This window comes from Pseudomonas simiae (assembly GCF_900111895.1).
Taxonomy (GTDB): domain Bacteria; phylum Pseudomonadota; class Gammaproteobacteria; order Pseudomonadales; family Pseudomonadaceae; genus Aquipseudomonas; species Aquipseudomonas simiae.
In genome coordinates, this window is the sequence record NZ_FOKB01000004.1 from 163,941 (window position 1) to 182,137 (window position 18,197).

Sequence of the window (18,197 nt, forward strand, 5' to 3'; positions counted from 1 at the left end):
TTTAGGATGCGCCAGTCAATATTGGGATAAAAGCATGTCGAAGAATCTGTTTGCGCCATTTTGCCTGCTGGCCCTCACCCTGGCCCTGAGCGCATGTGGCGACTCCGCCGCCGAGGCGCCGGAAATGCCCCTGGCCAAAGTGCGCGTCGAAACCCTTGAAGCCAAGCCCCTGGCCATCACCAGCGAACTCAGCGGGCGCATTGCCGCGCCGCGTATCGCCGAAGTGCGCGCACGGGTCGCAGGCGTGGTGATGCAACGGGTGTTCAAGGAAGGCCATGATGTCAAACAGGGCGACGTGCTGTTTCGCATTGACCCCGCACCGTTCAAGGTCGACCTCGACAGCGCCCAGGCCAACCTGAGCAAGGCCGAGGCCGATGCCTTCAAGGCGCGCCTGCAGGAACAGCGCTACAGCCAGTTGGTGGAAGGCAATGCCATCAGCGGCCAGGACTACGACAACGCCCGCGCCGCCGTGCGCCAGACCAACGCCGAGGTCGCCGCCAACAAAGCCGCCGTCGAACGCGCGCGCTTGAACCTGGGCTACGCCACCGTGACCGCCCCGATTTCCGGGCGCATTGGCCGGGCGCTGGTCACCGAAGGCGCGCTGGTCGGCCAGAACGAGGCCACACCGCTGGCGCTCATCCAGCAACTGGATCCGATCCACGCCGACCTCACCCAGTCCACCCGCGAACTGAACGACCTGCGCCGCGCCTTCCGCGCCGGCAGCTTGAAGCAGGTCGGCCAGGACCAGGCCAAGGCTACGCTGATCGAGGACGACGGCAGCCTCTACCCATTGCCGGGCAAGTTGCTGTTTGCCGAGATCAGTGTCGACCCTGGCACCGGGCAAATCATCCTGCGCAGCGAGTTCCCCAACCCCGACCTCGACCTGCTGCCCGGCAGCTTTGTGCGGGTGCGCCTGGAACAAGCGGTCGACAAACAAGGCATCAGCGTGCCGCAACGCGCCATCACCCGTGACAGCGCCGGTATCCCGATGGTGTTGCTGCTGGACGCCGAGCAGACCGTGAGCCAACAGCCGGTCGAGCTGGGGGCGGTGATCAACGATCGCTGGATCGTCAGCAGCGGCCTCAAGCCCGGTGACCGCATCATCGTCGAAGGCCTGCAACACGCGCGCCCCGGTGAAAACGTTGAAGTGGACGACAGCCCGCTCGTAAAGGAATAACCCGTCATGCCGCAGTTCTTTATTGACCGCCCGATCTTCGCCTGGGTGGTCGCCCTGTTTATCCTGCTGGCCGGTTTGCTGGCGATCCCGCAACTGCCGGTGGCGCAGTACCCCAACGTCGCGCCGCCGAAAGTGGAGATCTACGCGGTATACCCCGGTGCATCGGCGCAGACCCTGGATGAAAGCGTGGTGAGCCTGATCGAGCAGGAGCTCAACGGCGCCGATCACCTGCTGTATTTCGAGTCCCAGAGCAGCCTCGGTTCGGCCACCATCACCGCCACCTTCCAACCGGGCACCAACCCGGAAATGGCTCAGGTGGACGTGCAGAACCGCCTCAAGGCGGTCGAGCCGCGCCTGCCGCAGGCGGTGACCCAGCAAGGCTTGCAGGTGGAGAAAGTCTCCGCCGGCTTCCTGCTGCTGGTGACGCTCACCTCCAACGACGGCAAGCTCGATGACGTGGCGCTGAGTGACTACCTGGCGCGCAACGTGATGAACGAACTCAAGCGCCTCGACGGTGTGGGCAAGGCCCAGCTGTATGGTGCCGAGCGCGCCATGCGCGTCTGGATCGACCCGCAGAAATTGATCGGCTTCAACCTGACGCCGGCCGACGTGAACGCTGCGATCAGCGCGCAGAACGCCCAGGTCTCGGCCGGCAGCATCGGGGATTTGCCCGGCACCAACACCCAGGAAATCACCGCTGCAATCCTGGTCAAGGGCCAGCTTTCGACGCCCGCCGAGTTTGCCGATATCGTGCTAAAAGCCAACCCGGACGGTTCGACCGTGCGCATCGGCGATGTGGCGCGGGTTGAAGTGGGCAGCCAGGAATACCAGTTCTCCACACGCCTGAACGGCAAGCCGTCCACCGCCGTCAGCGTACAGCTGTCGCCGGGCGCCAACGCCCTGAACACCGCGACGTTGGTGCGGGCGAAAATGGACGAGCTGTCGCGCTACTTCCCGGCCAATGTGGAGTACAAGATCCCGTACGACACCTCGCCATTCGTCAAGGTCTCGATCACCAAGGTGGTCTATACCCTGCTCGAAGCGATGGCGCTGGTGTTTGCGGTGATGTTCCTGTTCCTGCAGAACGTGCGCTATACCTTGATCCCGACGCTGGTGGTGCCGATAGCCCTGATGGGCACCTTTGCCACCATGCTGTTGCTGGGCTTCTCGATCAACGTACTGACCATGTTCGGCATGGTATTGGCCATCGGTATCCTGGTGGACGACGCCATTGTGGTGGTGGAGAACGTCGAGCGCATCATGGCCACCGAGGGCCTGTCGCCCAAGGAAGCGACGAAAAAGGCCATGGGCCAGATCACCGGGGCCATCATCGGCATCACCCTGGTGCTGGTGGCGGTGTTTCTGCCGATGGCGTTCATGGCCGGTTCGGTGGGGGTTATCTACCAGCAGTTCTCGTTGTCGATGGCCACCTCGATCCTGTTCTCGGCGTTCCTCGCCCTGACCTTGACCCCGGCGCTGTGCGCCACCTTGCTCAAGCCGATCGCCAAGGGCGAGCACCATGCCAAGGGCGGTTTCTTCGGCTGGTTCAACACGCGCTTTGAACAGCTCACCGACCGCTATGAAGGCTGGGTAGCCTATGCCCTCAAGCGTAGCGGCCGTTACCTGCTGATCTACCTGGTGCTGCTGGTAGGCCTGGGCTGGATGTTCAGCCGCCTGCCCTCCTCCTTCCTGCCGGTGGAAGACCAGGGTTACACCATCACCGACATCCAGCTACCGCCGGGCGCGAGCAAGAACCGCACGGTGCAGGTGGCCGAGCAGATCGAAGCGCACAACGCCGAGGAACCTGGGGTGGGCGACACCACCATGATCATGGGCTTCAGCTTCTCCGGTTCGGGGCAGAACGCGGCGCTGGCGTTTACCACGCTCAAGGATTGGTCTGAGCGCAGCAGCGATGATTCGGCTTCGTCGATTGCCGACCGCGCCAACATGGCCTTCAGCGAGCTCAAGGATGCGATTGCCTACGCGGTCCTGCCGCCGCCGGTGGACGGCCTGGGCACGTCCAGTGGTTTCGAGTTCCGCCTGCAGGACCGGGGGGGCGTCGGCCATGCCGCGTTGATGGCGGCGCGTACCGAATTGCTGGCTGCCGCTGAGAAAAGCCCGATCCTGGCCAACGTCCGCGAAAGCGCCCTGGCCGAAGCCCCGCAAGTGCAGTTGGAGGTGGACCGCAAGCAGGCCAACGCGCTGGGCGTGTCCTTCGCCGACGTGGGCAATGTGCTGTCCTCGGCCATCGGCTCGGCCTACATCAACGACTTTCCCAACCAGGGCCGCATGCAGCGGGTGGTGGTACAGGCCGAAGGCGACCAGCGCAGCCAGGTGGCGGATTTGATGAAAATCAACGTGCGCAACAACGCTGGCAAGATGGTGCCGCTGTCGGCCTTTGTCGAAGCCAAATGGACCCAGGGCCCGACGCAGCTGACCCGCTACAACGGCTACCCGGCCATCGCGATTTCCGGCGAAGCGGCACCGGGCCACAGTACCGGTGAAGCGATGGACGAGATCCAGCGCCTGGTCAGCCAGTTGCCGGCAGGCCTGGGCCAGGAATGGACCGGTTTGTCGTTGCAGGAACGTCTGTCCGGCGCTCAAGCGCCCTTGCTGTTGGGCTTGTCGCTGTTGATCGTGTTCCTGTGCCTGGCGGCGCTGTATGAAAGCTGGTCGATCCCCACCTCGGTATTGCTGGTGGTGCCGCTCGGTGTTCTCGGCGCCGTTATCGCGGTGGGCTTGCGCGGCATGCCCAACGATGTGTTTTTCAAGGTTGGCCTGATCACCATCATCGGCCTGTCGGCGAAGAACGCGATCCTGATCATCGAGTTCGCCAAGGACCTGTATGACCAGGGTGAAGACCTGGTCACCGCTACCTTGAAAGCTGCGCGCTTGCGCCTGCGGCCGATCATCATGACGTCCCTGGCGTTCATCCTCGGCGTGGTGCCGCTGGCGATTGCAACCGGCGCCAGCTCGGCCAGTCAACAAGCGATTGGTACGGGGGTGATTGGCGGGATGATTACGGCGACGCTGGCAGTGGTGTTTGTGCCAGTGTTCTTTGTGGTGGTGATGAAGTTGGTGAAGAAAAAAAGCCGCTAGCACAATTTTCCCTTTCCCCTGTGGGAGCTGGCTTGCCTGCGATGGCATCAACTCGGTATGCCTGATGTACCGAGGTGGCTGCATCGCAGGCAAGCCAGCTCCCACAAGGATCGGGTACAGTCTGCTCACATACCGTGATTTGTGAGCCCTCATGCCCTTCCTCGCCCGCACCCACCCTCGCCTCTCCGCCGCCGCCGTGTTCGGGATTGCCGTGGGCATCCTGGTGCCGGCCGACACGCTGGTCAGCAAAGTCCTCATCGGCTGGAACGCCGGCGTCTGGACCTACCTGGTGCTGATGCTGTGGCTGACCCGCCGCGCCAAGGCCGAGGACGTAAAGCGCATCGCCGAGATCGAAGATGAAAATGCCGGCCTGGTGCTGTTCACGGTATGCATCGCCGCCATTGCCAGCCTGGCGACCATCACGTTCGAGCTGGTGGGCAGCAAGGATCTGGCCAATGCCGAGCGCCTGCTGCACTACGGGTTCACCGGGTTGACGGTGATCGGATCGTGGTTGCTGATCGGGGTGATTTTCAGCGTGCACTACGCCCGCCTTTACTACACCTGGGACGGCAAGGAACCGGCGTTGCGCTTTGCCGAGGGCCTGACTACGCCCAATTACTGGGACTTCCTGTACTTTTCCTTCACCATCGGTGTAGCGGTGCAGACCTCCGATGTGGGCGTCGCCACCCGGGCCATGCGCAAAGTGGTGCTGGGCCAATCGTTGATCGGTTTTTTGTTCAACACGGCGATCCTGGGGTTTTCGATCAATATTGCCGCCGGACTGTTCGGCTGACACGGCACACACCTGCTAGACGCCCCACACACGCTGGGCGCTAATCGCTTCACTTAGTCCGTCTCGGTGCCTTATGGGCACGCACAACTGAATCGACTTATCCGAGGAAGCCAACACCGGCCCTGTTGCTGCTGATAGCGACCTGGCTGCATGTGGCAGTTTGACGCACCGGTCATCTGACTTTGTCCTACAACAGCTTGACGACTTTCCTCATTTGATGGTTTCCTGAAACCGGTTTCAGTCATTCCAATAAAAACAGAAGGTCGATGACCGTGAACAATTTCTCTGCCGCCCAGCGCAGCCGTGTGACCATGCTTGATGTGGCCGAGCGCGCCGGTGTGTCCAAGGCCAGCGTGTCACGCTTTATCGGCGACGACCGCGCCCTGCTCTCCGATGCCATTGCACTGCGCATCGAGCAAGCCATCGAACACCTCGGCTACCGCCCCAACCAGATGGCCCGTGGTCTCAAACGTGGCCGCACCCGCCTGATCGGCATGCTGGTGGCCGATATCCGCAACCCCTATTCCATTGCCGTGATGCACGGTGTCGAAACCGCTTGCCGCCAGCACGGTTATAGCCTGGTGGTGTGCAACACCGACCGCGATGACGCACAAGAGCGCCAGCACCTGGCGGCCCTGCGTTCTTACAACATCGAAGGGCTGATCGTGAACACCCTCGGCCATCACCTCGACCAGTTGCTGGAACTGCAACGGGAAATGCCCCTGGTGCTGGTGGACCGTAAGGTCGAGCCGCTGCACAGCGACCTGGTTGGTCTGGACAACCCGGCGGCAGTGCGTATGGCGGTAGAACACCTGGAGCAGCAGGGTTATCGCGATGTGCTGATGGTGAGCGAACCCACCGATGGCACCAGTTCACGCTTGGAACGCCTGGAGAGTTTCAAGGCTGAGATTGCCAGCCGCCCGGCATTGACCGGCGCCGTGCTAGAACTGGATGACGCGCTGCAACAACACCTGCAGACCTTTCTCGCAAAACCTGGCCCCAAGGCGCTGTTCTGTGCCAACGGCGTCGCAGCACTGGCCTGCACCCGCGCCCTGAAGAACCTGGGTTGCAACCTGTTCGACGACATCGGCCTGATCGCCCTGGATGACCTCGACTGGTATCCGCTGGTAGGCACCGGTATTACCGCCCTCGCCCAGCCGACCGAAGCGATTGGTGCCAGCGCCTTCGACTGTTTGCTCAAACGTCTGCGCGGTGACACAACGCCGACCCGCACCCTGGACTTCATGCCCCAACTGATCATCCGAGGCTCCACAACCCCTTGCAGGAGCGAGCTTGCTCGCTAAAAACACCAACGATAGCGCAGCGATCCTGGTTTAACGCGGCGCTCTCAGGTTTTTCGCGAGCAAGCTCGCGCCTACGGAAAGTATTTTTTTCAGAAAAAATGAAACCGGTTTCAGAGGTAACCAACAATGCATAAATACCCCGTTTCAATCAGCCTCTCCAGCTACGGCGCCGACCTCGTCCGCCAGCAGGGCCAGTTGAGTTTTGTCGAGCTGCTGAGGGCCGCCGGCGCCCAACGTATCGAATGGCGTGAAGAATTGCTGACCGTCGAGCAACCCAAAGCCTTGGCCCAGGCCACTGCCGAGCATGGCCTGGAATCGGTGTTTTCATCGCCGCTGGAACTGTGGGTCGCCGGCCGCGCCCAACCGAATGCAGAACTCGCGGCCACCCTCGATCGAGCGCAGGCGTTCGGCTCACGCTGGCTGAAAGTCTCCCTTGGCTACTTCACCGACACCAACGACCTGGAAAGCCTGCACGCCCTGCTCAACCGCCACCCGGTTCAACTGCTGGTAGAGAACGACCAGACCTTGCACGGCGGCCGCATCGAACCCATGCAGCGCTTTTTCACCGAGGTGGAACGCCTGGGCCTGCCGGTGAAGATGACCTTCGATATCGGCAACTGGCAGTGGCAAGACCAATCCGCCCTCACCGCTGCACGCCTGCTGGGCCGGCATGTGGATTACCTGCACTGCAAGGCCGTGGCCCGCCGCGCCGACGGCAAGCTGGTGGCCATGCCGCCTGGCGCCACCGACCTGCATCTGTGGGAACAACTGCTCAAGCACATGACTCCAGGTATTAGCCGGGCCGTGGAATTCCCGCTGCAAGGCGATGACCTGGTCGCGGTCACCGCGCGGCAGGTCGCCACCCTCACCCTGCTGGGCCAACCTCGTGCGGAGCGTGCTTATGTCTGAGATCGATATCCTGTCGTTTGGTGAAACCATGGCGATGTTTGTCGCCGAGCAAACCGGCGATCTGGCCCACGTGGCTCAATTTCATAAACGGATCGCGGGTGCCGACAGCAACGTCGCCATCGGCCTGTCACGCCTGGGTTTCAAGGTGGCCTGGCTGAGCCGGGTCGGTAACGATTCGCTCGGGCGCTTTGTGGTCGACACCTTGACCCAGGAAGGCCTGGATTGCCGCCACGTGGCGGTCGATCCGGCACACCCCACCGGTTTTCAACTCAAATCCCGTGAAGAAACCGGCGATGATCCTCAGGTGGAGTACTTCCGCAAGGGCTCGGCGGCCAGCCATTTGTCGATCGCAGCCATCAGTCCTGCCTTGCTGCAAGCCCGCCATCTGCATGCCACCGGCATTCCGCCCGCACTGTCTGAGGCGACACGTGAGTTGTCCGTGGAGCTGATGACGCAGATGCGCAAAGCCGGACGCAGCGTGTCGTTCGACCCCAACCTGCGCCCGTCCTTGTGGGCCAACCAACAGACGATGATCCGTGAAATCAACGCCCTCGCCGGCCTGGCCGATTGGGTCTTGCCGGGCCTGGGTGAAGGCCGCCTGCTCACCGGTTTCGATGACCCGGCCGACATCGCCGCGTTCTACCTCGACCAAGGCGCCGAAGCCGTGGCCATCAAGCTTGGCCCGGACGGTGCCTACTACCGCACTCATTTGGACCAGGGCTTTGTCGCCGCCGTGCGCGTGGACAAGGTCGTGGACACGGTCGGCGCCGGCGACGGTTTTGCCGTGGGCATGATCAGCGCCCTGCTGGAAAACCTCAGCTTCCCCGAGGCGGTACAGCGCGGCAACTGGATCGGCAGCCGCGCCGTGCAAAGCCGTGGCGATATGGAAGGCCTGCCCGCCCGTTCAGAGTTACCGATTCGATCCGTTGCCTAACCCACTACCTGTTGCCACAACTACAACAAGCTCAGGAGCAACCCCATGGAAACCGTGAAACTCGCCACCCGCCGCTGGTGGTACATCATGCCCATCGTTTTTATCACCTACAGCCTGGCGTACCTGGACCGCGCCAACTACGGCTTCGCCGCCGCCTCCGGCATGGCCGAAGACCTGATGATCACCCCCGGCATGTCGTCACTGCTGGGCGCGCTGTTTTTCCTCGGCTACTTTTTCTTCCAGGTGCCAGGAGCGATCTACGCGCAGAAGCGCAGCGTCAAGAAGCTGATCTTCGTCAGCCTGATCCTGTGGGGCGGCCTCGCCACCCTGACCGGCGTGGTGTCCAACGCCTACATGCTGATCGTGATCCGCTTCATGCTCGGCGTGGTCGAAGCCGCGGTGATGCCGGCGATGCTGGTGTACCTGTGCCATTGGTTCACCCGGGCAGAACGCTCACGCGCCAACACGTTCCTGATCCTCGGCAACCCGGTGACCATGCTGTGGATGTCGGTGGTATCAGGCTACCTGGTGCAGCATTTCAGCTGGCGCTGGATGTTTATCATCGAAGGCCTGCCGGCCGTGCTGTGGGCGTTTATCTGGTGGAAGCTGGCCGATGAGCGTCCAAAGGATGCCAAGTGGCTGAGCGACTCTGAGAAACAGGACCTGGAAACCGCGCTGGCCGCCGAGCAAGTCGGGATCAAGGCGGTGAAGAACTACGCCGAAGCCTTCCGCTCGCCCAAGGTGATCATCCTGGCCCTGCAATTCTTCTGCTGGAGCATTGGTGTGTACGGCTTCGTGTTGTGGCTGCCGTCGATCCTCAAGCAAGGCTTGCAGATGGACATGGTCGAGGCCGGCTGGCTGTCGGCGCTGCCCTACCTGGCGGCCGTGATTGGCATGCTGGCGGTGTCGTGGGGCTCGGACAAGCTGCAAAAGCGCAAGCGTTTCGTATGGCCACCGTTGCTGATTGCCTCCATTGCTTTCTACGCGTCCTACGTGCTCGGTGCCGAACACTTCTGGTGGTCCTACACCTTGCTGGTGATTGCCGGCGCCTGCATGTACGCGCCCTACGGTCCTTTTTTTGCGATTGTCCCGGAAATCCTGCCGGCCAACGTCGCCGGGGGCGCCATGGCGCTGATCAACAGCATGGGCGCCCTGGGCTCCTTTGGCGGCTCGTACCTGGTGGGCTACCTCAATAGCAGCACCGGTTCGCCCGGTACTTCGTACCTGCTGATGAGCGGCGCCTTGCTGCTGTCGGTGGTACTGACGATTTTTCTCAAGCCCGGCGCCAGTGATCGCACGCCGGCGCCCAACCTGGAATTAAAGGTAAAGACCGCATGAAAAAGTCTGTCGTGTTGTACAAGAAACTCTCTGCGCCACTGATGGCCCGCCTGCATGATCAGACCGATGTCACGCTGATCGAAGCACTGGACGACACCGGCCTGGCCAAATTGCGCGATGCCCTGCCCGGCGCCCACGGTCTGCTAGGTGCCAGCCTACGGCTGGATGCCAAGTTGCTCGACCTGGCGCCACAGCTGGAGGCCGTGGCCAGCGTATCGGTCGGCGTCGACAACTACGATATCGACTACCTCACCGCGCGCGGCATCTTGCTCAGCAACACACCCGACGTGCTCACCGAAACCACCGCCGACACCGGTTTTGCATTGATCCTGGCCACCGCCCGGCGCGTGGTCGAACTGGCCGACATGGTCCGCGCCGGCCAATGGAACAAAAACATCGGCCCAGCGCATTTCGGCAGCGATGTGCATGGCAAGACCCTGGGCATCATCGGCATGGGCCGCATCGGCGAAGCGCTGGCCCAGCGTGGGCATTTTGGTTTTGGCATGCCGGTGATCTACCACAGCCATTCGCCCAAGCCGGCGGTGGAGGCGCGTTTTGGTGCGCAGTACCGCAGCTTGAACGACTTGCTGCAACAGGCCGACTTTGTCTGCCTGACGTTGCCGCTCACCGCCGAAACCGAGAAATTGATAGGCGCAGAACAGTTTGCGCGGATGGGCCCGGAGACGATCTTCATCAATATTTCGCGGGGCAAGGTGGTCGACGAGGCCGCGCTGGTGGAGGCGTTGCAACAGCGCACCATTCGGGCAGCGGGGCTGGATGTGTTTGAGAAGGAACCGCTGGATCACAGCTCGCCGTTGTTGCGCTTGAACAACGTGGTGGCCACGCCGCATATCGGCTCGGCCACCCATGAGACGCGGGAGGCCATGGCCAAATGTGCGGTGGATAATTTGCTGCAGGCGTTGGCCGGTGAGAAGCCGAAGAACCTGGTCAACGCCAACGCCTGGAACCGCTGATTTCTGACACCACAAACCCCATGTGGGAGCGGGCTTGCTCGCGAATGCGGTGTGTCAGTCGAGAGACGTCTTGACTGATCCACTGCATTCGCGAGCACGCCCCCGCTCCCCCATTTTGAGCGCATTTCAGGTCAGATAACGAAACGCGCCACCATTCCATTCAAATCCACCGCCAGGCGCGACAGTTCGTGGCTGGCTGCGCTGGTCTGATTGGCACCGGCCGCCGACTGGGTCGCCAGGTCACGGATGTTCACCAGGTTGCGGTCCACTTCGCGGGAGACCTGGGCCTGTTCTTCCGAGGCGCTGGCGATCACCAGGTTGCGTTCGTTGATCAGGCTGATGGATTGGGTGATCTGCTCCAAGGCCACGCCGGCGGCGCGGGCCATTTCCAGGGTGGTCTGGGTGCGCTGGTTGCTCTGCTGCATCGATTGCACGGCCTCACCGGTGCCGTTCTGGATGCCGGCGACCATTTTCTCGATTTCCTGGGTCGACTGCGCGGTGCGATGGGCCAACGCTCGCACTTCGTCGGCCACCACCGCAAAGCCACGCCCGGCCTCACCGGCGCGAGCCGCTTCAATGGCGGCGTTGAGCGCCAGCAGGTTGGTCTGCTCAGCAATCGCACGGATCACGTCCAGTACCTTACCGATGTCGCGGCCCTGGGTGGCCAGGCCTTCAATCATCGCCGCAGTGTTTTGTACGTCCTGGGTCATGGTTTGGATGGCGCCGACGGTTTCCACCACACGGTCGCGGCCTTCACGGGCGGCCTGGTTGGACTGGCTGGACGCCTCGGAGGTGGACACCGCATTGCGCGCCACTTCTTCTACCGCCGCCGTCATCTCGTTGACTGCCGTGGCGGCCTGGTCGATTTCGTTGTTCTGTTGCTGCAAACCTTTGGAGGCTTCTTCGGTGACTGCGCTCAACTCTTCCGCTGCCGAGGCAAGCTGGGTGGCCGAGCCGGCGATGTGCTGGATGGTCTGGCGCAGGTTGGCCTGCATGGTGGCCAGGGCGCCGAGCAAGCGCGCCGGTTCGTCCTTGCCGTCGTCTTCGATCGCTTTGCTCAGGTTGCCGCCTGCGATGGTTTCAGCGACTTCTACGGCTTTGCGCAGTGGCGTGACAATGCTGCGGGTCAACAACCAGGCCAACAGCACGGTGAGCAATGCGGCAGCGACGGAAACCGCAATCACGCCGGTGATCGCGCCGTCGTAACTCTGCCCGGCATCAGTGTCGGCGGTCTTGGCATCGGCCACGTTGATGGCGATGAGCTTATTCAATTGCTCGCCCATCTGGTCGGTGCCGTCCTTGATGCGGCTGTTGATCAGCGCACGCATTTCATCCACTTTGCCCTGCTTGGACAACGCGAGCATGTCGGCCTGGGCCTTGAGGTAGTTGTCCAGCGTGACCATAAACGTTTTGTACAGCGCGGCTTCTTCCGGGCCGGCGGGCAGCGCAGCGTAACTGGCCTGGGCGGTCTTGACCTTGTCAACGAGCACACCTATGCGCGTTTCGGCCTCTTGCAGGCTGGCAGGCTCGCGGTTGACCAGCACGCGGAACGACAGGATGCGCAGGCGCAGCACGTTTTCCGTGATCACCCCCAGCGACGTCACGCTGGGCAGTTGGGTCGCGGTCATTTCCACTGAGGATTGCCGAATCTGTGCCATGCGGTTGACCGCAAACACCCCCAGTAAAATCACTAACAACGCAATGAAGGCGAAACCGAGAAACGCTCGAGGGGCAATGTTCAATTGGCGAAGGGACATAGGGGGGGCTCTCAGAAGTAGTGTTTGCGAGCGTCCCTGCTGCGAAACGATCAGTCGGCGTCAACGCGCCGTTCCGACCTGTGGTCACCACTGTTGTCGTTGGTATGTGGGCCTATCCTCGATATCGGCAGGGCCTGGGGTTTCCCGCAGGTCATTCATAAATATTTTTTTACACTTCTGACGACCGGCGCTTTCTGGCATCCTGCGCCTCCATTTTCTGACCCGAGCCCGTATTTTGTCTGACGCTCAAGCCCCCCGCCCGCGCTATAAATCCGACCTGATCTACGGCCTGGAAGACCGCCCGCACTTCACCGCGGCGATTTTTGCCGCGTTGCAGCACGTGCTGGCGAGTTTCGTCGGAATCATCACCCCCACGCTGATCGTCGGTGGCGTGCTGGGCCTGGAAAGCGAAGTGCCGTACCTGGTGAGCATGGCGCTGTTTGTGTCGGGGCTCGGCACCTTTGTGCAGGCGCGCACGTTCGGCCCGATCGGCTCGGGGCTGTTGTGCCTGCAGGGCACCAGTTTTTCCTTCATCAGCGTAATTCTCAGCGCGGGCTTCATGGTCAAGGCCCGGGGCGGCGGCACCGATGAGATCCTCTCGACGATCTTTGGCATCTGCTTCTTCGCCGCGTTTATCGAGGTGGTGCTGAGCCAGTTCATCGGCAAGCTGCGCAAGCTGATCACCCCGGTGGTCACCGGCACCATCATTACCTTGATGGGCTTGTCGCTGATCAAAGTCGCAGTCACTGACATGGCTGGCGGTTTCGGCGCCAGCGACCTCGGCGCGGCCAGTAATATGGGCCTGGCTGCGCTGGTACTGCTGACTATCGTGGTGCTCAACCGTTTCAACAACCCGTTCCTGCGCCTGGGCTCCATCGTGATCGGCCTGACCCTGGGCTTTGTGGTGGCCTGGCTGATGGGGCGTGTGGACATGGCGGCACTGCCTCAGGTGCCGTTGATCAGTGTGCCGGTGCCGTTCAAATACGGTTTCTCGTTCGACTGGGTGGCGTTTATCCCGGTGGCGGTGATCTTCCTGATATCGCCCTTGGAAGCGGCCGGTGACCTGACCGCCAATTCGATGATTTCCCAGCAGCCGGTCAAGGGCCCGCTGTATATCAAGCGCATCAAGTCCGGCCTGCTGGCCGACGGCCTCAACTCGGCGATGGCGGCCACCTTCAACAGCCTGCCGATGGTGACCTTCGCCCAGAACAACGGGGTGATTCAGTTGACCGGCGTGGCCAGCCGCTACGTGGCGTACTTCATCGCCGGGCTGCTGGTGCTGCTGGGGCTGTTCCCGATGATCGGCGCGGTGCTGCAATTGATGCCCAAGCCGGTGTTGGGCGGCGCCACGCTGATCATGTTCGGCACCGTGGCCGTGGCCGGCATCAAGATCCTCGCCGAAGCCGGGCTGCACCGGCGCAATGTGCTGATCGTGGCGATTTCCCTGGGCATGGGCCTGGGCGTGGCCGCCGTGCCGGAAGTGCTGCGTGACTTGCCCAAGGCGCTGCACAACATCTTCGAATCGCCGATCACCGTGGGGGCTTTCTGTGCAATCCTGCTGAACATTTTCCTGCCGGAAGAGTTCATAGAGCTGGAAGAAGATGAATTTGATCCGGAGTCTTCGACCCTTAAAGTGATGCAGGACCCGGACGTCACGAAATAGGAGCACTTATCAATGCGCAAGCTCATGGTTCTATCGCTGTTGCTACTGACCCTGAGCGCCTGCGCGCTGTTCCCCAACCGCGACCCGGTGAACATCAACGTGGTGGGTATCGAGCCCCTGCAAAGCCAGGACCTGGAAGTGCGATTCGCCGTGAAACTGCGGGTGCAGAACCCTAATGATACGGCGATCGACTACAACGGCGTGGCCCTGGACCTGGAGGTCAATGGCCGGCCGCTGGCGTCAGGGGTGAGTGATCAAAGCGGATCCATCCCACGCTTTTCCGAGACGGTTCTGACGGTGCCGGTCAGTGTTTCGGCGTTTTCTGTCTTGCGCCAGACCCTGGGCCTGAGCCAGACCCAGAGTTTGAACAACCTGCCCTACGTGTTGCGCGGCAAACTGGCGGGTGGACTGTTCGGCACGATGCGCTTTGTCGACCGTGGTACGTTGGACATGCCCAACACGGCCACCTGGTGACCGCCATGCAACCGACGCTGCACACCGAACGATTGCGTTTTAGTCGGTGATGTAGCGCACGCCTGGCTTGGCGCGCTCATCCACCACAAGTTCGAAAACATCCGGCCGGGCGTAGTGCCCCACCACGTCATAGTCATACCGCGCACGCACCAAATCATCCGTGTTGATTTGCGCCGTCAGCAGCCCGGCTTCTCCAAGCAGCGGCCCTGCCAGAATGTCACCCATGGGCCCGACAATCACACTGCCACCTGCAATCAACGCACGCTCGGCCGGCCAGTTCGCCACCTGAATCCCCAGCGCCTCGGGCGACGCCTGCACCTGGCACGCGCTCACCACAAAGCAACGTCCCTCATGGGCCACATGGCGCATGCTCACCTGCCACATCTCGCGCTCGTCCACCGTCGGCGCGCACCAGACCTCCACACCCTTGGCGTACATCGCCGTACGCAGCAGCGGCATCATGTTTTCCCAGCACACCGCGCCGCCGACACGTCCCACTGCCGTATCGATCACCGGCAGGGTAGAGCCGTCGCCCTTGCCCCAGATAAGCCGCTCGGTGCCGGTAGGCATCAACTTGCGGTGCTTGGCCACCAGACCGCCCGCCGGTTCGAAATACAGCACCGTGCAATACAGCGTGCTACCGCTGCGCTCGATCACACCGAGAACGAGGCTGGCGCCAGTGCGCGCCGACAGGCCTGCCAGCGCCTGCGTTTCAGGGCCTGGCACATCGATCGCATTATCAAAATAACGCGCGAAGGCTTCGCGACCTTCCGGCAGCCGATAACCCAGCTGCGTGCCGAATGCCTCACCTTTGGGATAGCCACCCAGCAGCGCCTCGGGCATTACCACCAATTGCGCACCGCTGCGCAGGATCTCGTCCTCATAACTGAGGATCTGCGCCAGGGTTTCGCCCTTGCCGCCAGGCAGGGATCCGATTTGCAGGGCCGCCACAGTAGAAACAGGCATCGCATTCACTCCAGATAAAGGGGTTGCCCATTCTCCCGTCAGCCTCGATCATGAATAAAGCCCACTTCAGTGCTGAATGATATGAGCCAAATCAATATCGCCCAGGTCGATCTGAACCTACTGAAAACCTTCGAAGCCCTGCATGACGAGTCCAGCGCCAGCCGCGCCGCCTTGCGCCTGGGCGTGACGCAATCGGCCGTCAGCGCAGGCTTGCGGCGCTTGCGCGAGGTGTATGGTGATCAATTGTTCGTGCGCACCGGGCGTGGCCTGGCGCCGACCTTGCGGGCCAATCAACTGAAACCGGTAATCAGTGAAGCACTGGAACGCTGCCGGCAGAGCCTGGCCATGGTTGATCCGGACAATCAGCACTATCAGGGTCGGTCAGTGGTGTTGGGTTTATCCGATGATTTCGAAATTGCGTACGGCCGCCGGCTGATCGAGGCCATCGCACAACGGGCGCCCAGGCTGCGGGTGATTTTCCGTCAGACACATAGCCAGATCGTCGCGGGCGCCCTCCTCGACCGCACCCTGGATCTTGCTATCACAGCCGGTGGCTTTGCTCAGGGCCGGCTGAGTCGCCAAGTACTGGGAGAAGGCGATTACCGCTGTCTGGTGGATTCGGACCAAGCCAGCATCAGCCTGGAGGAATTCGTCACACGCGAGCATGTGCTGGTGTCATCCGGCGGGTTTATCGGGATTACTGACGAGGGCTTGGCGGCGCTGGGGCTGAGCCGCCAGGTATGTGCGTCCACCAGCCACTTCGCCGCGCTGCCCTTTCTGCTCAAGGGCAGTCAGGCGGTGGCGACCATTCCTGGGCATGCGGCACAGGCCATCGCGCAGATGACCGGCCTGCGCGTGCTGCCCTGCCCGCTGGCCTTGCCGCGCTACCCGGTGGAACTGGGCTGGCGTACCCAGGCGCAGCTTGATCCGCTGTTGCTGAAAGTGCGTGAAGCGATTGTGGCGAGTTTTACTTAGCCGCGGCCATCAGCTTGTTGACTTCGCTGCGCACCATGTTCGAAAACTCCGGCGGCGACATGCCGTCGAGTTCGGCGCGCACCCACTCGGCCCACTTGCCCTTACGCTTGGCGCGCTCGCCGAACAAACGCGCGGCCTCGCCCTTGGCCTTGCCCAGATTGGTTTGCCACAGGTCGTAGAGACGCGACTTTTCATCTTCCAGCTCGGCGCGTTCGGCGAGGGTCTTGTTGGCGAGATTGAAGCTCATGTTGAATTACCTGCTGCACAAATAGGCGACATCTTACACTGTAGGTCGAATATTCCAGATTCGGATTTTGCTCAAGGCCGGGCCTAAGCAAAAAAACTGCAACTTTTGCCATCGCCCGGCACTCCATTGATCACTGTCCCATTCACCCGCAAGGAGTCACACAATGGCCCGCAAATCCGCTGCCCAAGCTGTCGAAGACCAAATCAAGGATCAAGCCTTCAGCGAACTGACCGCGTTGATCGAAGAATCGGACAAACTGCTCAAAAGCAGCGCCTCCCTGGTAGGCGAAGAAGGTGAAACCCTGCGTGAGCAGGTCGCCATCAAGCTCAAACAAGCCCTGGACTCGGTGTCCAATGTGCGCGAGCGCAGCAAGCCGGTGGTCGATGCCACCGAGACCTACATCGGTGGCCACCCATGGCAGACCGTGGCGATCAGCGCCGGTTTCGGCCTGGTGGTGGGCCTGCTGCTCGGTCGCCGTAACTGAGCAACGGGGGCTGCGCTGCTGGCGCAGCCCCCGTCAATCTTCGGCCAATTCCTGCAACTGCTTTAAATCCTGCGCGTTAATCTCTATACCGATTTCCTGCGACTTCGCCCGCGAGCGATGACGCCGGTCCCCCGGCAAGCGCCGCAACCCCGCCGCATGCATCTGCCGCACCAGCTCCTGGCTGCGCTCGGCAAAGTTTTGCCCGGTGGTTTTACTCGGGTCGATCAAAATCACCAGCTGGCCCGTCCATGGCGTGCGCGCACCTGGATGATCCGACCAATTGAACTCGAACGAGAAGTTACCGCCCGTCAACGCGGCGGCCAGCAACTCGACCATCATCGACAGCGCCGAGCCCTTGTGCCCGCCAAACGGCAACAGCGCACCGCCTTCAAGAATGGCCTTGGGGTCCTGGGTCGGCTGACCCAGGCTGTCGACGCCCATGCCCGGCGGCAGGCGCTCACCTTTGCGCGCGGCAATTTGCACGTCGCCGTGGGCGATGGCGCTGGTGGCCAGGTCAAACACAATGGGAGGGCCGTCCGCCCGTGGTGCAGCGAACGCAATCGGGTTGGTGCCGAACAACGGCCGGTCGGCGCCATGGGGCACCACACAGGTCATGCTGTTGACCACACTCAGCGCCACCAGCCCTTCTTCGGCAAAGGGTTCGACGTCGGGCCACAGCGCCGCAAAGTGGTGGGAGTTGTGAATGGCCAGCAGCGCAATGCCGGCACTGCGGGCCTTGTCCACCAACAGTGAGCGGGCAGCTGCCAGCGCCGGCTGGGCAAAACCATTCACCGCATCCACCCGCACAAAGCCGCTGGCGACGTCTTCAACGATGGGCACCGCCTTGCCGTCAACCCAGCCGCTGTTCAACGTCGAGACGTAGCCGGGCACGCGAAACACCCCGTGGCTATGGGCCCCGTCGCGTTCGGCACTGGCGCAGTTTTCGGCCAGTACCTGAGCCACCGATTCAGACGTGCCCTGCCGGGTAAAGATGCGCTGCAACAGCAGCGTCAAGGCCTCATAGCTCAGGTGCGTGGTTGAAGGGGCGTGATCCAAAGGCGATGCAGACATCGGTAGCTCCCGTTTAATTATTGGAAGGGGCA

General features: G+C 62.0%; 16 protein-coding genes. 12 read left to right on the top strand and 4 right to left on the bottom strand.

The window, feature by feature from the left end; genetic code table 11:
* The first annotated feature begins 34 nt into the window (after nt 1–34).
* The 8 genes from BMZ57_RS14330 to BMZ57_RS14365 all read left to right on the top strand — a co-directional run bounded on the left by BMZ57_RS14330 (nt 35) and on the right by BMZ57_RS14365 (nt 10,528).
* Nucleotides 35–1,177: an efflux RND transporter periplasmic adaptor subunit gene (locus BMZ57_RS14330; protein WP_069672651.1), complete on the top strand. Its 1,143-nt coding sequence runs from the start codon at nt 35–37 to the stop codon at nt 1,175–1,177.
* Nucleotides 1,178–1,183: 6 nt separating this feature from the next.
* On the top strand, nt 1,184–4,276 hold the full coding sequence (locus BMZ57_RS14335) for a multidrug efflux RND transporter permease subunit (RefSeq protein WP_021491782.1): 3,093 nt from the start codon (nt 1,184–1,186) through the stop codon (nt 4,274–4,276).
* A gap of 151 nt (nt 4,277–4,427) precedes the next feature.
* On the top strand, nt 4,428–5,069 hold the full coding sequence (locus BMZ57_RS14340; RefSeq protein WP_010210806.1) for a DUF1345 domain-containing protein: 642 nt from the start codon (nt 4,428–4,430) through the stop codon (nt 5,067–5,069).
* Nucleotides 5,070–5,341: 272 nt separating this feature from the next.
* A complete protein-coding gene (locus tag BMZ57_RS14345; protein WP_085989256.1) occupies nt 5,342–6,373 on the top strand; it encodes a LacI family DNA-binding transcriptional regulator in 1,032 nt (343 codons plus the stop codon).
* Nucleotides 6,374–6,499: 126 nt separating this feature from the next.
* Nucleotides 6,500–7,282, top strand: coding sequence for a sugar phosphate isomerase/epimerase family protein (locus tag BMZ57_RS14350; RefSeq protein ID WP_042571572.1), 783 nt, complete (start codon nt 6,500–6,502; stop codon nt 7,280–7,282).
* Nucleotides 7,275–8,216 carry a sugar kinase gene (locus BMZ57_RS14355; RefSeq protein WP_042571573.1) on the top strand — a complete coding sequence of 314 codons (942 nt, stop codon included), beginning with the start codon at nt 7,275–7,277 and terminating at the stop codon, nt 8,214–8,216. The genes BMZ57_RS14350 and BMZ57_RS14355 overlap by 8 nt, the downstream gene beginning before the upstream one ends.
* 45 nt (nt 8,217–8,261) lie before the next feature.
* Complete coding sequence (locus BMZ57_RS14360; RefSeq protein WP_010210812.1) at nt 8,262–9,554, top strand: MFS transporter; 1,293 nt, start codon at nt 8,262–8,264, stop codon at nt 9,552–9,554.
* A complete protein-coding gene (locus BMZ57_RS14365) occupies nt 9,551–10,528 on the top strand; it encodes a 2-hydroxyacid dehydrogenase (protein WP_069672652.1) in 978 nt (325 codons plus the stop codon). The genes BMZ57_RS14360 and BMZ57_RS14365 overlap by 4 nt, the downstream gene beginning before the upstream one ends.
* A gap of 131 nt (nt 10,529–10,659) precedes the next feature.
* Here BMZ57_RS14365 and BMZ57_RS14370 read toward each other — a convergent pair whose 3' ends face one another.
* A complete protein-coding gene (locus BMZ57_RS14370; protein WP_010210815.1) occupies nt 10,660–12,285 on the bottom strand; it encodes a methyl-accepting chemotaxis protein in 1,626 nt (541 codons plus the stop codon).
* A gap of 235 nt (nt 12,286–12,520) precedes the next feature.
* Between BMZ57_RS14370 and BMZ57_RS14375 the strand changes: the two genes are divergently transcribed.
* Together BMZ57_RS14375 and BMZ57_RS14380 are read left to right on the top strand one after the other, a co-directional pair.
* Nucleotides 12,521–13,948, top strand: a complete 1,428-nt coding sequence (locus BMZ57_RS14375) for a nucleobase:cation symporter-2 family protein (RefSeq protein WP_010210816.1) — start codon at nt 12,521–12,523, stop codon at nt 13,946–13,948.
* Nucleotides 13,949–13,960: 12 nt separating this feature from the next.
* Nucleotides 13,961–14,422 carry an LEA/WHy family protein gene (locus BMZ57_RS14380; protein WP_010210817.1) on the top strand — a complete coding sequence of 154 codons (462 nt, stop codon included), beginning with the start codon at nt 13,961–13,963 and terminating at the stop codon, nt 14,420–14,422.
* A gap of 39 nt (nt 14,423–14,461) precedes the next feature.
* Here the strand turns inward: BMZ57_RS14380 and BMZ57_RS14385 are convergent, their stop codons facing one another.
* Complete coding sequence (locus BMZ57_RS14385) at nt 14,462–15,388, bottom strand: carbon-nitrogen hydrolase family protein (RefSeq protein WP_044287053.1); 927 nt, start codon at nt 15,386–15,388, stop codon at nt 14,462–14,464.
* A gap of 81 nt (nt 15,389–15,469) precedes the next feature.
* Between BMZ57_RS14385 and BMZ57_RS14390 the strand changes: the two genes are divergently transcribed.
* The gene (locus BMZ57_RS14390; protein ID WP_021491789.1) at nt 15,470–16,363 is read left to right on the top strand and encodes a LysR family transcriptional regulator; all 894 of its coding nucleotides are present in this window, start codon (nt 15,470–15,472) and stop codon (nt 16,361–16,363) included.
* Here BMZ57_RS14390 and BMZ57_RS14395 read toward each other — a convergent pair.
* Nucleotides 16,356–16,610: a hypothetical protein gene (locus BMZ57_RS14395; protein ID WP_003190904.1), complete on the bottom strand. Its 255-nt coding sequence runs from the start codon at nt 16,608–16,610 to the stop codon at nt 16,356–16,358. The genes BMZ57_RS14390 and BMZ57_RS14395 overlap by 8 nt on opposite strands.
* 163 nt (nt 16,611–16,773) lie before the next feature.
* Between BMZ57_RS14395 and BMZ57_RS14400 the strand changes: the two genes are divergently transcribed.
* Nucleotides 16,774–17,094: an ElaB/YgaM/YqjD family protein gene (locus tag BMZ57_RS14400; protein ID WP_003217958.1), complete on the top strand. Its 321-nt coding sequence runs from the start codon at nt 16,774–16,776 to the stop codon at nt 17,092–17,094.
* A gap of 33 nt (nt 17,095–17,127) precedes the next feature.
* Here the strand turns inward: BMZ57_RS14400 and BMZ57_RS14405 are convergent, their stop codons facing one another.
* On the bottom strand, nt 17,128–18,165 hold the full coding sequence (locus tag BMZ57_RS14405; protein WP_042571576.1) for an Ldh family oxidoreductase: 1,038 nt from the start codon (nt 18,163–18,165) through the stop codon (nt 17,128–17,130).
* Between the last annotated feature and the right edge of the window lie 32 nt (nt 18,166–18,197).

Bases quoted from the DNA above. Each gene is read 5' to 3' on its own strand.
- BMZ57_RS14330 (WP_069672651.1), top strand. From the start codon at position 35: ATGTCGAAGAATCTGTTTGCGCCATTTTGCCTGCTGGCCCTCACCCTG.
- BMZ57_RS14335 (WP_021491782.1), top strand. From the start codon at position 1,184: ATGCCGCAGTTCTTTATTGACCGCCCGATCTTCGCCTGGGTGGTCGCC.
- BMZ57_RS14340 (WP_010210806.1), top strand. From the start codon at position 4,428: ATGCCCTTCCTCGCCCGCACCCACCCTCGCCTCTCCGCCGCCGCCGTG.
- BMZ57_RS14350 (WP_042571572.1), top strand. From the start codon at position 6,500: ATGCATAAATACCCCGTTTCAATCAGCCTCTCCAGCTACGGCGCCGAC.
- BMZ57_RS14355 (WP_042571573.1), top strand. From the start codon at position 7,275: ATGTCTGAGATCGATATCCTGTCGTTTGGTGAAACCATGGCGATGTTT.
- BMZ57_RS14360 (WP_010210812.1), top strand. From the start codon at position 8,262: ATGGAAACCGTGAAACTCGCCACCCGCCGCTGGTGGTACATCATGCCC.
- BMZ57_RS14365 (WP_069672652.1), top strand. From the start codon at position 9,551: ATGAAAAAGTCTGTCGTGTTGTACAAGAAACTCTCTGCGCCACTGATG.
- BMZ57_RS14370 (WP_010210815.1), bottom strand. From the start codon at position 12,285: ATGTCCCTTCGCCAATTGAACATTGCCCCTCGAGCGTTTCTCGGTTTC.
- BMZ57_RS14380 (WP_010210817.1), top strand. From the start codon at position 13,961: ATGCGCAAGCTCATGGTTCTATCGCTGTTGCTACTGACCCTGAGCGCC.
- BMZ57_RS14385 (WP_044287053.1), bottom strand. From the start codon at position 15,388: ATGCCTGTTTCTACTGTGGCGGCCCTGCAAATCGGATCCCTGCCTGGC.
- BMZ57_RS14390 (WP_021491789.1), top strand. From the start codon at position 15,470: ATGAGCCAAATCAATATCGCCCAGGTCGATCTGAACCTACTGAAAACC.
- BMZ57_RS14395 (WP_003190904.1), bottom strand. From the start codon at position 16,610: ATGAGCTTCAATCTCGCCAACAAGACCCTCGCCGAACGCGCCGAGCTG.
- BMZ57_RS14400 (WP_003217958.1), top strand. From the start codon at position 16,774: ATGGCCCGCAAATCCGCTGCCCAAGCTGTCGAAGACCAAATCAAGGAT.
- BMZ57_RS14405 (WP_042571576.1), bottom strand. From the start codon at position 18,165: ATGTCTGCATCGCCTTTGGATCACGCCCCTTCAACCACGCACCTGAGC.